The organism is Microvirga aerilata, assembly GCF_016743775.1.
Lineage (GTDB): Bacteria > Pseudomonadota > Alphaproteobacteria > Rhizobiales > Beijerinckiaceae > Microvirga > Microvirga aerilata.
Window position 1 is genome coordinate 1 of record NZ_JAEQMY010000039.1, and the last position, 12,145, is coordinate 12,145.

The 12,145-nt window shown below is 68.2% G+C and carries 10 protein-coding genes and 1 pseudogene; all 11 read left to right on the forward strand.

All coding sequences use genetic code 11. The features are described 5' to 3' along the window. The first annotated feature begins 118 nt into the window (after positions 1 to 118). Positions 119 to 1,009 (forward strand): phage/gene transfer agent baseplate hub protein, encoded by an 891-nt coding sequence (locus JKG68_RS20430; RefSeq protein ID WP_202063206.1) that lies wholly within the window; start codon positions 119 to 121, stop codon positions 1,007 to 1,009. A gap of 278 nt (positions 1,010 to 1,287) precedes the next feature. Beyond that, positions 1,288 to 1,722, forward strand: coding sequence for an NlpC/P60 family protein (locus tag JKG68_RS20435; protein ID WP_202063207.1), 435 nt, complete (start codon positions 1,288 to 1,290; stop codon positions 1,720 to 1,722). Between the two features lie 6 nt (positions 1,723 to 1,728). Continuing rightward, a complete protein-coding gene (locus tag JKG68_RS20440; RefSeq protein WP_202063208.1) occupies positions 1,729 to 5,583 on the forward strand; it encodes a baseplate multidomain protein megatron in 3,855 nt (1,284 codons plus the stop codon). Between the two features lie 42 nt (positions 5,584 to 5,625). Then, positions 5,626 to 7,164, forward strand: coding sequence for a DUF2793 domain-containing protein (locus JKG68_RS20445; protein WP_202063209.1), 1,539 nt, complete (start codon positions 5,626 to 5,628; stop codon positions 7,162 to 7,164). Positions 7,165 to 7,175: 11 nt separating this feature from the next. Then, positions 7,176 to 7,403 (forward strand): annotated as a pseudogene (locus JKG68_RS34765) (glycosyl hydrolase 108 family protein); the annotation flags it as partial. A 320-nt stretch (positions 7,404 to 7,723) separates the two neighbouring features. After that, complete coding sequence (locus tag JKG68_RS33580) at positions 7,724 to 7,933, forward strand: hypothetical protein (RefSeq protein WP_246515665.1); 210 nt, start codon at positions 7,724 to 7,726, stop codon at positions 7,931 to 7,933. 82 nt (positions 7,934 to 8,015) lie between these two features. Further along, on the forward strand, positions 8,016 to 8,294 hold the full coding sequence (locus JKG68_RS20455; RefSeq protein WP_202063211.1) for a PepSY domain-containing protein: 279 nt from the start codon (positions 8,016 to 8,018) through the stop codon (positions 8,292 to 8,294). Positions 8,295 to 8,444: 150 nt separating this feature from the next. Further along, entirely contained in the window at positions 8,445 to 9,116 is a 672-nt protein-coding gene (locus JKG68_RS20460; protein WP_202063212.1) for a response regulator transcription factor, read from the forward strand. A 17-nt stretch (positions 9,117 to 9,133) separates the two neighbouring features. Beyond that, entirely contained in the window at positions 9,134 to 10,510 is a 1,377-nt protein-coding gene (locus JKG68_RS20465) for a sensor histidine kinase (protein WP_202063245.1), read from the forward strand. Between the two features lie 65 nt (positions 10,511 to 10,575). Next, positions 10,576 to 11,676: a c-type cytochrome biogenesis protein CcmI gene (gene ccmI, locus JKG68_RS20470; protein ID WP_202063213.1), complete on the forward strand. Its 1,101-nt coding sequence runs from the start codon at positions 10,576 to 10,578 to the stop codon at positions 11,674 to 11,676. After that, positions 11,673 to 12,131, forward strand: coding sequence for a cytochrome c maturation protein CcmE (ccmE, locus tag JKG68_RS20475; RefSeq protein ID WP_202063214.1), 459 nt, complete (start codon positions 11,673 to 11,675; stop codon positions 12,129 to 12,131). Before ccmI ends, ccmE begins: the two co-directional genes overlap by 4 nt. The last annotated feature ends 14 nt before the right edge of the window (positions 12,132 to 12,145 follow it).

The window sequence follows — 12,145 nt, forward strand, 5'->3', positions numbered from 1 at the left end:
CGAGATCTTCTCAACAATCATCAACCGTGTTGCACCTCAACCGTGAATTCACCTCCCCGCCTGCGCGGGGATGACAGTGGCGCGCCATCTCGCATCACAATCAAAGTTCGACATCGCCATGCGCACAATTCCTCAAAACCTCGCCGCCCATCTGGCCGACGGGGCCACGACCCTTTGTCATTGCTGGAGGCTTATCCGTCGCGACGGCGGGACCTTTGGCTTTACCGATCACGATCGCGATCTCGTCGCCAGTGGCACCACTTACGCGGCGCGCTCCGGGCTGGAAGCAGCGGAGGCGACCGCCGAGATCGGCTTTGCGGTCGGCGGCGGAGAGGTGTCCGGCGCGCTCGTGTCCGCAGGGCTCACCGAAAACGATATCTCCTCGGGCCTCTACGACGATGCAAGCGTGGAAACCTGGCTCGTCAACTGGAGCGACCCGGAGGAGCGGGTGCTTCTCGACATCGGCGCCATCGGCGAGATCCGCCGCGCCGATGGCGGCTTCGTGGCCGAGGTGCGGGGCCTCATGCACCGCTACGACGAGGAGCGCGGCCGCTTGTTTCGCGCCACATGCTCGGCGGATCTGGGCGATGGATCGTGCGGCGTCGATCTTGCCGCGTCGGCCTATTCCGATGCGGGCACCGTCACCCGAACGGACGGGCATCTGAGCATCGCGGCGTCCGGGATCGGCTTTGCCGACGGCTGGTGCACGGGCGGCAGGCTGACCTGGACGAGCGGCAGCAACAGCGGCATCTCGGTCGAGATCAAGATCCACCGCGCGATCAACGGCACGGACGAGTTCGACCTGTGGCAGCGTGCGCCCCAAGCGATCAAGCCCGGCGACACCTTCCGCGTCACGGCAGGCTGCGACAAGACCCATGCGGTGTGCCGGGCGAAGTTCAGGAACGTCCTCAATTTCCGCGGCTTTCCGCACATGCCGGGCAACGACTTCATCATCCGCATGCCGCAGCAGGGCGAGCCGGGACTCGATGGCGGGAGCCTGTTCCGGTGAGGCGCGCCGCTTCTCCCTCTCCCCTGTGGGAGAGGGCCGGGGTGAGGGATGGTCGATGCCGGAAGAGGGGCCGAGGCATCCGTCTGCAGCCGAGATGACAGCGCTTCTCCGGTCAAACGCCACACCCTCACCCCTGCCCCTCTCCCAATCGGGAGAGGGGAGGCTCTGTAGCCGCCTCGTGCCCCTGAATAAGGCGCAGAGCTCCGACTTTGCGCACCCATCCGGCTGCTGCCGCGGCTGCCCCTCGCCGCAAGGGAGAGGGAGGAAGAACACAACGCATGCCCACACCCCACCTCATCGTCGCGGAGGCCCGCTCCTGGATCGGCACGCCCTACCGCCACCAGGCCTCGCTCAAGGGCGTCGGCTGCGACTGCCTCGGGCTGCTGCGCGGCGTCTGGCGCGGCGTCATGGGCCAGGAGCCCGAGCTGCCGCCGCCCTATTCGGCCGATTGGGCGGAAGCCGGGGCCGACACGCTGGTGGCCGCCGCACGCCGCCATCTCGTCGAGATCGACCGCGCGGCGTTCGAGGCGGGCGACGTGCTGCTCTTCCGGTGGCGTGACGCCCTGCCGGCCAAGCACTGCGCCGTCGCAGCCTCGCCCGACACCATGATCCATGCCCATGACGGCGCATCGGTCGTGGAGGTGGCGGTCCACCCGTGGTGGCGGCGACATCTTGCCTATGCGTTTCGTTTTCCCGACAGATCCTGCGGATAAACCCCGATGGCCACAATCGTATTGCAAACCGTAGGCTCCGTGGTCGGCGGCATGGTCGGCGGACCGGTCGGCGCCATGGCGGGCCGCGCGCTCGGCGCCCTGGCAGGTGCCGCCATCGACAACGCGCTCATGGGCGGCGACACCACGAAGCATGTGGAGGGGCCGCGCCTCAAGGATATCGACGGCCTGACCTCCTCCGAGGGTGCGCCGATCCCGCGGGTCTATGGCCGGGCCAGGATCGGCGGCCAGCTCATCTGGGCGACGCGCCTGGAGGAGGTGGTCAACACCAAGACGGACCGCTCCGGCCAGGGCGGCAAAGGCATGGGCGGGCCGAAAACCGTCACCACCAGCTATTCCTACTTCGCCAATATCGCGGTCGGGCTGTGCGAGGGGCGCATCGGCTTCATCCGCCGCGTCTGGGCCGATGGACGGGAGCTCGATTTGAGCACCCTCACCATGCGGGTGCATGAGGGCTCGCAGACGCAGGATCCCGATCCGCTGATCGTCGCCAAGGAGGGCGTCGGCAATGCTCCGGCCTATCGCGGATTGGCCTATGTGGTGTTCGAGCGCCTGCCGCTTGCCGATTTCGGCAACCGCATCCCGCAATTCTCCTTTGAGGTGATCCGTCCCGTCGGCGGGCTTCACCGCATGGTTCGCGCCGTGTGCCTCATTCCGGGCGCGAGCGAGTTCGGCTACGATACGCTGCCCGTGACGCAGGTTCTCGATCTCGGCAAGACACGGCCCGAGAACCGCTATCAGCTCCAGCGCACGAGCGATGCGGCTGCCTCCCTCGATGCCTTGCAGGCCTTGTGCCCGAATCTCAAGCGCGTCTCCCTCGTGGTGAGCTGGTTCGGGGACGATCTCAGGGCCGGCTCCTGCGCCATCGAGCCCCGCGTGGACGTGAAGGTCAAAACCACTGACGGCGCCACCTGGTCGGTCGCCGGCCTGACCCGGCAGGGCGCCAAGGCCGTGTCCCTGGTCGAGGGTGCTCCCGCCTATGGCGGCACGCCCTCGGATGAATCCGTCATTCGCCTGATCCGGAACCTGAAGGGGCGGGGGCTGGAGGTGGTGCTCTATCCCTTCGTGATGATGGATGTGCCCTCCGGCAACACCCTGCCGGATCCCTATGGCGGCACCGGTCAGCCGCCCTATCCCTGGCGCGGGCGCATCACCTGCAATCCGGCTCCCGGCAGAACCGGCTCGCCGGACGGGACGGGTGCGGCCGCCGCGCAGGTCGACCAATGGTTCAGCCGAAGCTGGGGCTTCGACCGGTTCGTTCTTCACTATGCGAACCTGGCCAAGCAGGCCGGCCGCGTCGACGGCTTCATCCTGGGCAGCGAGCTCGTCGGCCTCACCCGTGTGCGGTCATCGAGCGGCGTCTATCCCGCCACCGCGCGGCTGCGGGCCCTTGCGGCGCAGGTGCGAGGCATCGTCGGATCCGCCACCAAGATCGTCTATGCGGCCGACTGGACGGAATACGGCGCGCATGTGCTGAACGGCGGCAGCGAGGTTCGCTTTCCCCTCGATCCGCTGTTTGCAAGCAGCGCCATCGATGCGGTCGGCATCGACTATTACCCGCCTGTCTCCGACTGGCGCGACGGTCCGGGCCACGCGGACCTCGCGGCGGCGCGCAGCATCTACGACGTGGACTATCTGCGCGCGCGGCTCGGGAGCGGCGAGGCCTTCGACTGGTACTACGCGGACGCCGCGAGCCGGGCGGCGCAGGCGCGAACGCCCATCACCGACGGCGCCTATGGAAAACCGTGGATCTTTCGCCCGAAGGATCTCGTCTCCTGGTGGTCGAATCCGCATGTGGAGCGCGTGAACGGCGTCGAGACCGGCGCAACCGCCTGGCAGCCGCGCTCGAAGCCGATCTGGCTTACGGAAATCGGCGTTCCGGCCGTCGACAAGGGCCCCAACGGGCCGAACGTCTTTCCCGATCCCAAGTCGTCGGAATCGGCCTATCCGCCCTTCTCGCGCGGCGTGCGCGACGACCTCATCCAGGCGCGGGCGCTGGAGGCGATCCTGTCCCGTTTCGATCCCGGCTTGGGCGGTTTCCTGCCGGAGTACAATCCGGTGTCGCCGTCAGGGGCGCGCATGGTGGACCCGGACAACATCTATGTGTGGGCCTGGGACGCGCGGCCCTTTCCGGCCTTTCCCGATTTCAGCGCCGTGTGGGCCGACGGCGGCAACTGGGAGACCGGGCACTGGATCACCGGCCGGATCGAGGGCGTGGCTCTCGACCGCCTGATCGCGGCCATCCTCAAGGATTACGGCTTCGACGATCCGGGTGCGATGCCCGTCGACGGCTTCGCTGACGGCTACGTGATCGACCGGCCCCTGTCGGCCCGTGGCGCCCTCGAGCCGCTGATGCGCCTCTTCGGCGTCGATGCGGTTGCCGGCGGCGGCAGGGTCGTCTGGAGGGGACGCGGCGGCCGCGCGGTGCTGCAGCTCACGAAGGACGATCTCGTGCTGGGCGACAAGGAGCCTTCGCTCAAGCTCACCCGGGCGCAGGAGACCGAGCTGCCGCAGCAGGTGGAGATCGGTTTCACGGAAGGCGACACGGATTACCGCCGCGCGGCCGTCGCCTCGCGCCGCCTGTCCGGTTCGAGCCGCCGCGAGGCGCGGGCGGATTGCGCGGTGGTCACCCGCCGGGCCGAGGCGCAACGCCTTGCGGATACATGGCTGCAGGATCTGTGGGCCGGACGGGAAGGGGCCGAGTTCGAGCTGTCGCCCAGGCGCATGGAACTGGAGCCGGGAGACGTCATCTCCCTTCCGACGGATGGCGGGCCGAAGCTGCACCGGATCACGCGCATCGCCGAGGGGCCCACGCGGAAGGTCACAACGCGGGCCGTGGAGCCCGCCGTGTTCGAACGGCCGGGCTCTTTCGTCCAGCGACCGGTCAAGCGCCCGCCGCCGGTGCCGGGCAAGCCGCAGGCCGTGGTGCTCGACCTGCCGGCCGCCCTCGGCGATCCCGTGCCCCTGCAGCATATCGCCGTGGCGGCGGACCCCTGGCCGGGCGCCGTGACCGTCTGGCGTTCGGGCAACGGCGCAAGCTTCACGCCCCATCGCATCCTCGACCTTCCCGCCGTGATCGGGCGGACGAAGACGGCGCTCGTTCCAGGCCCGCTCTGGCGCTGGGACACGCGGGCCGTTCTCGATGTGGAGATCTCCTCAGGCGCGTTGAGCTCCATCGACGACGAGGCCGCTCTTGCTGGCGGCAACCTGTTCGCCCTCCGGGGCGGCGACGACCGATGGGAGATCCTGTCCGCCGCGCGCGCCGAGATGATCGGGGAGCGCACCTATCGGCTCTCCCGGTTCCTGAGGGGCCTTGCGGGATCCGAGACCGAGGCGGGCCGCACGGTGCCGGCGGGCGCCCTGATCGTCAGGCTCGACGAGGCCGTCGTTCCCCTGACCGCGAGCCTGCAGGATCTCGGGCAGACCTGGCGCTACCGGATCGGCCCCTCAGGGCGCGACCATGCGGATCCCGCGGTCGCGGAGATCGTTGCGACCGTTGGGCGCGAGGCGCTCGAGCCGCTCAGCCCCGTGCATGTGACGGCGCGCCGGGAGGCGGGCGGCATCCGCATCGCATGGACGCGCCGCACGCGCCGGAGCGGGGACGGATGGGAGGCCGCCGACGTGCCGCTTGGCGAAGATGCGGAGCGCTACGAGGTCGACCTTCTCAGGGATGGATCGGTGGTCAGGACTCTTGCGAGCACGCAACCTTCCGTTCTCTACCCCGCCGCTCAGGAGAGTGCCGATTTCGGCGGGCCTCGATCGGCACTCACCCTTCGCGTCGGGCAGTTGAGCGCCACTGCCGGACGCGGCTTCGAGCGGCGGGTCACGATACCCGTTCGCTGACGGCTCGGTCTCTTTCGTTTCTCTTTCGCAGCAAGCTCATTCATGTCCCAAACACCTCATCTCGACCTGCCGCTGCTTGCCGCGGCGCAGGCGCAAAAGCACGTCACCCACAACGAGGCCATCGTGTCCCTCGATGCGCTCGTGCATCTTGCGGTCAAGGAGCGCGGGCGCGCCGCGCCGCCGGCCTCTCCGGCCGAGGGAGACCGCTATCTCGTCGGCTCCGGCGCGACCGGAGGCTTTGCAGGCCAGGAGAGCAGGATCGCCTTGTTCGACCTCGGCGCCTGGCGCTTCTTCACCCCGCGGCCCGGATGGCAGGCCTATGTGGAGGCCGAAAGCATCTTCGTGGCGTTCGACGGCGCCGAATGGAAGGCATCCGGCTCGGTTCCCGAGCAGCTCCACAACCTGGATCGGCTCGGGATCGGCACCACGGCGGACGGCCTGAACCGGCTCTCGGCAAAGCTCAACGCCGTCCTGTTCGCGGCACTGGCCGCGGAGGAGGGAGGAACCGGCGATCTGCGCTTCGTGCTGAGCAAGAGCGAAGCCGGCGGCGTTCTCTCGCAGGTCTATCAGCGGGGCTACAGCGGGCGCGCGGAAACGGGCCTGATCGGCAGCGACGATTTCGGCATCCGCGTGTCCCCGGACGGAAGCGAATGGCGCGATGCGATGCTCGTCAGCCGCGAGACCGGCATGGTCTCGTTTCCCAACGGCATCGCCGACGTGTCCAGAGCCAACCTGCTGCTCAACCCGGCCTTCGCCGTGAACCAGCGCAGGTTTGCAGGCGGCCTCCTGGGGACGGGCGCTTATGGTTTCGACCGCTGGAAGGCGGGAACGGGCAGCTGCACGCTCAGCCGGGCGGCAGACGGAACGATGACGTTGTCCGGCGCCCTCGATCAGGTGGTCGATGCTGCCCAGGCGGCTGCCGAAACAGGCCTCGCCAGCCTGGCGGGCGCGACCCTGACCCTGTCGGTCGAGGATCCTTCCTCGCCCCTCTCGGTGACCATAGGGTCGAAAGCAGCCACGATCCCGGCCGGTTCCGGCCGACGCTCGGCCACGGTCACGCTGGACGGGTCGGAGGCGGGCAACGTGACCGTGCGCCTCCAGGCGACGGGCTCCTGCTCCTTCAAGCGCGTGAAGCTGGAACTCGGGGCCCAGGCCAGCCCGTGGACCGGGGAACCGTTCGAGTTCCAGGAACTGCGCTGCCGCCGCTACTACCAGCGGCTTGCCGCCTCCGGCGGAGCCCCTGCGCTTCTCGGTGCTCCGGGGCAGAGGGTCGCGACCAACGCCATCGATTTTCTCTGCACCCTGCCGGTGCCGATGCGAGCCGATCCGGCCGTCGTGGGGAGCGCCTTCAGCTGGGCCAATGGGTCTCCCACGGGCAACCAGGTCGGCTTCTACAACAACAGCGGCGCGGCCTGGGCGACCCTCACGGGCACCCTGAGCGTGACGACGGCGGCTCCCGTCAGCCCCTCCTGCATCGCTCTGCGGCTCCAGGCCAGCACCGCCTTCAGCGGCACGGCCGGAAGCATCGGCCATCTTCACCTGGGCAGTCTGGCCTATATCGCCCTTCAGGCAGAGCTGTGAGGACGGCGCATATGGCCCGCACTCAATCGCGCTTCGATCTGTCCCTCGCCCTCGTGCTGCGGCACGAGGGCGGCTTCGTCCGGCATCCCAGGGATCCCGGCGGGGCGACGAATCTCGGCATCACCCGCCAAACCCTGTCCCGGGCGCGGGGGCGCTCCGCTTCCGTCGACGACGTTCGCCACCTCACGCAAGAGGAGGCAGCCTCGATCTACCGCCGCTTCTACTGGGATGCGGTGCTGGCCGATGAGCTTCCGCCCGGGCTCGACCTCGCCGTGTTCGACTTTGCCGTTCATTCGGGACCGGCCAAGGCCGCGCGGACGCTCCAGGGCCTGCTCGGCGTGCAGGCGGACGGGGTCGTCGGCCCGGTCACCCTGGAGGCCGCCCGGCAGGCCGATGCAGGGGATGCCATCCGCCGCCTGACCCGGGCACGCCTCGGCTTTCTCTCCCGCCTCGGGGTCTGGCCCGTCTTCGGGCGCGGCTGGCGCCGGCGGGTTCTCAGCGTCGAGCAGGAGGCTCTCCGGCTCGCGTCCATTCCCCATCCGTCTCAAGGAGCCTTGCCTTGTTCGAAACCAAGACCATTCTGGCCAGCCGCACGATCTGGGCCAACCTCATCGGGTTCGCAGCCCTTGTCCTCGGCCTGTTCGGCTTCGACACCTCCACCCTCGCCACGGGAGCCTTCGAGGAGGCGTTCGTTCAGCTGATCGCGGCGGGAAGCTTCATGGCCTCGACCGTGTTTCGGATCCTCGCCACCAAGCAAATCATGAACTAAACGGACATTCAGGCTTTGTTCAGTGCGGCAAAGGCATCGTTCTGTTATGCGTCCGGTTTGGTTGGTCATCGGGTTGTGGGCAATGATGGAGGCAGCGTATGCGCAAAGCGCGTCGGCCGCCCTCAAGAATTGCCTGCCGCCCCGCGAGATGCAGGAGGCGGTGGCCTCCAAGGGCGTTGTCGCGCCCGCCGCCGCCGTGATCACGGCGCGGCGTCAGGTTCCTGACGCCGACGTGGTTCGGGCCAGCCTCTGCCGCAGCAGCGATGCCCTTGTCTATGTGATCATGGCGTTGCAAAAGGACGGTCGCATCGTGCAAGTGATGATCGACGGCTCCTCCGGGCGCGTGAGATCGGTTAAATAGCGCAGCGTGCGGAACCGGAGGTTCGCGTCCGCGAAAAGCGGACCGGTTTTCCGGTTTCGAACGATGCGCCACTGGAGGGATCGTGCATCGGATCGATCCCTTGAGTGCAAATCGCTTTTTTAGTCCGATGCTGCAGAGAAAGCTCCAACCGTGCGCCTACTCGTTGTCGAGGACGACAGAACCCTCAATCAGCAGATCGTGACCGCGCTCGAACAGGCGGGCTACGCGGTGGACACCGCCATGGATGGCGAGGAGGGGCAGTTCCTCGGGGATACGGAGCCCTACGACGCCATCATCCTCGACCTCGGCCTGCCGAAGGTCGACGGCGTCTCCGTGCTGACCGCCTGGCGGCGCGAGGGACGCAAGACCCCCGTCATCATCCTCACCGCCCGCGACCGCTGGAGCGACAAGGTGCAGGGCTTCGACGCCGGCGCCGACGATTACGTGACGAAGCCCTTCCACATGGAAGAGCTTCTCGCCCGCGTCCGCGCCCTGCTGCGCCGGGCCACCGGCCATGCCACGAGCGAGATCGCCTGCGGGCCCGTGAAGCTCGACACCCGCTCCGGCCGCGTGGCCGTGGACGGCAACCCGGTGAAGCTCACCTCCCACGAGTACCGGCTCCTGTCCTACCTCATGCACCACACCGGCCGCATCGTCTCGCGGGGCGAGCTGACCGAGCATCTCTACGACCAGGACTTCGACCGGGACTCCAACACCATCGAGGTCTTCATCGGCAGGCTTCGCAAAAAGCTCGGCGTGGACATCATCCAGACCGTGCGCGGACTGGGTTACCTCCTCGATGCGGGCCAGACGAAGACGTGACCGGGTTCCGACCGCTCGTGCAACGTTTCGCAGGGCGGCCGATCGCGGTTCGCCTTGCCGTCTCCTCCGTCTTCTGGAGCTTCGCGATCCTGCTGATCGCAGGGCTGATCCTGTCCACGCTCTACCGGGACAACACGGAGCGCGCCTTCGACCAGCGCCTCCTCGTGTATGCCAACACGCTCGCGTCCAACCTTGTCGCGCCGGGGGATCCCGACCGGGATCTCGGCCCCATCGGCGATCCCCGGTTCGAGCTGCCCCTGTCGGGCTGGTATTGGCAGGTGGCGCGCCCCAATGCGGCTCCGGCCGAAATCCGCTCCTCCAAATCCCTGTTCGGCGGGCAGCTGCCGACCCTCGCCTCGGGCGACAACCGGTTCGGCCAGATCCGCCGCGGCTACGGCAACGCGCCCGACGATCGCTCCCTGCGCATCATCGAGCGCGACATCGACCTTGGCGAGGATGGGCGCTACATCATCCGCGTTGCGGGGCCGGCGGACGAGATCGATGCCGGCGTTCGAGACTTCATCTTCGCGCTTACCGTCACCTTCGCGCTGCTGGGGCTGGCGCTCGGCTTCACCACGCTGCTTCAGATCCGCTTCGGCCTGCGGCCGCTCGCCAATCTGCGCAGCGCGCTTGGCGCCATCCGGCAGGGGGAGGCAGAGCGCATCGTGGGCGAGTACCCCCGGGACATCTCGCCCCTTGCCAGCGAGCTGAACCTGCTCCTCGACACCAACCGGGAAATCCTGGAGCGCGCCCGCACCCAGGTGGGCAATCTGGCCCATGCGCTGAAAACGCCGCTCAGCATCATCATGAACGAGGCGGAGAATGCGCCCGACGAGGTGGCCGCCCGGGTGCGGGAGCAGGCTGCCCTCATGCGCGATCAGGTCAACTACTATCTCGACCGGGCAAGAGCCGCGGCACTGGCGGGCACTTTAGGCACGTTGACCGAGGCCGAGCCCGTGATCGCGGGTCTTGCCCGCACCTTCGCCAAGATCTACCGGGACAAGGACCTGGAGGTCGAGCTCGCGGTTCCGCCGGATCTGCGCTTCCGCGGCGAGAAGCAGGATCTGGAGGAGATGGCCGGCAACCTCATCGACAACGCAGCGAAATGGGCGTCGCGCAAGGTGTCGGTGACGGTCGAGACCCTGCGCGAGGAGGACCGGCCCCGCTTCCGCCTGCTGATCGACGACGACGGGCCCGGCCTGCCGGAGGCGGCGCGGGAGGAGATGCTCAAGCGCGGCCGGCGCCTCGACGAGACGAAGCCCGGCTCCGGGCTCGGCCTGTCCATCGTCAGCGACTTGGCGGCGCTCTACCGCGGTTCCCTGAAGCTCGACGCCTCCCCCATGGGCGGCTTGCGGGCGATCCTCGAACTCCCGGGGGATAGGAGCCAGACGTAAGGACATTTACGCGTGACACCGTGCCACCGTCGTGCTTGAGGAGGACACGCAGTAAATAGGACTTTATGGTGATCTGGATCATTCTCCTGGCAATGACGGCGGCGGCCGTGATGGCGGTGCTGTGGCCGTTGTCGCGCCACTATGCCGTCGGGCGCCAAGGGGATCCGGACACGCAATTCTACCGCGAGCAGATGGCCGAGATCGAGCGCGACCAGGCTCGCGGCGTGCTCTTGCCGAGCGAGGCGGAGGCCGCCAAGGCCGAGGCCGGCCGCAGGCTCCTGCGCGCCACGGGCATGCAGGGCGAGGCCTTCGCTGCCGTCGGCGAGCCGGCCCTGCGCCGCCGCCGGGCCGCATCCACCCTGGCCCTGTCCGTCATTCCGATCCTGGCGCTGGCGACCTACGAGATCTATGGCTCGCCGCAACTGCTGGCCGAGCCCCCCGGCGTGCAGATGCAGCAGCGGGCGGGCAGTCTCGATCTGATGTCGGCCGTGGCCCAGATCGAATCCCATCTGGCGCAGAACCCGCAGGACGGCCGTGGCTGGGAGGTCATCGCCCCGGTCTATCTGCGCATGGGACGCGCCGAGGATGCCGCGAGGGCCTACGAGGCGGCGATCCGCTATCTCGGCCCGGAGGCGAACCGGCTGGCCAATTACGGCGAAGTGCTGGTGCTCGCCAAGGACGGCCTGGTGTCCGCGCAGGCGCAGGCGGCGTTCGAGGAGGCGCTCAAGCTCGAGCCCGCATTGCCGAAACCCCGCTTCTATCTGGCCCGCGCCGCCGCCCAGGATGGGCATGCGGACAAGGCCAGGGCAGCCTATGCGGAACTTCTGTCCGCATCGCCTGCCGATGCGCCCTGGACGGAAGCGGTGAAGCAGGAACTGGCCGCCCTCGGGGAGCCGCAGCCGGCCGCAGGACAACAGGGCGAGCCGCAGATCGGGGCGGACGACATCGCCCGCATGGTCTCGGGCCTCGCCAACCGCCTGGAAGCGCAAGGCGGCACCGCCGACGAATGGGCGCGACTCATGCGCTCCTATGCGGTCCTGGGGCAGCGTGATAAAGCCGTTGCCGCAGCCCAGCGCGCCCGACAGGCCCTGTCCCAGGACGACGCTGCGCTGAAAACCATCGATACGATGGCGCAGGAACTGAAACTGACCGACGCTCAGCCATGACCAGAAAACAACGCCGCTTGACCCTCATCGGTGTCGCAGGATGCGTCCTCGCGGTCGCGCTCGGTCTTGTGCTCTACGCCATGAACGACACCATCGTGTTCTTCAATTCTCCGGCCGACATCCAGGCCAAGAGCGTACAGCCCGGCACGCGCATCCGCCTCGGCGGCCTCGTCAAGGAGGGCACCGTCCAGCGCGGCGGCGACCAGCAGATCACCTTCGAGGTCATGGACGCGCAGGCCTCGATTCGGGTGAACTACAAGGGCCTGCTGCCCGACCTGTTCCGCGAAGGGCAGGGCATCGTGGCCGAGGGCATGCTCGAAAGCCCCAGCGTGTTCCGGGCCGACACGGTGCTGGCCAAGCACGACGAGAACTACATGCCCCGCGAGGTGGCGGATACGCTCAAGAAGCAGGGCCACTGGCAGGGCGAGGCCAACGCCGCGCCCAAGACGCAGTAACAAGGGAGAACCCT

Excerpts from the sequence above, each read along its gene's own strand:
- JKG68_RS20430 (WP_202063206.1), top strand. The coding sequence starts at position 119 with ATGCGCACAATTCCTCAAAACCTCGCCGCCCATCTGGCCGACGGGGCC.
- JKG68_RS20435 (WP_202063207.1), top strand. The coding sequence starts at position 1,288 with ATGCCCACACCCCACCTCATCGTCGCGGAGGCCCGCTCCTGGATCGGC.
- JKG68_RS20440 (WP_202063208.1), top strand. The coding sequence starts at position 1,729 with ATGGCCACAATCGTATTGCAAACCGTAGGCTCCGTGGTCGGCGGCATG.
- JKG68_RS20445 (WP_202063209.1), top strand. The coding sequence starts at position 5,626 with ATGTCCCAAACACCTCATCTCGACCTGCCGCTGCTTGCCGCGGCGCAG.
- JKG68_RS20455 (WP_202063211.1), top strand. The coding sequence starts at position 8,016 with ATGATGGAGGCAGCGTATGCGCAAAGCGCGTCGGCCGCCCTCAAGAAT.
- ccmI (WP_202063213.1), top strand. The coding sequence starts at position 10,576 with ATGGTGATCTGGATCATTCTCCTGGCAATGACGGCGGCGGCCGTGATG.
- ccmE (WP_202063214.1), top strand. The coding sequence starts at position 11,673 with ATGACCAGAAAACAACGCCGCTTGACCCTCATCGGTGTCGCAGGATGC.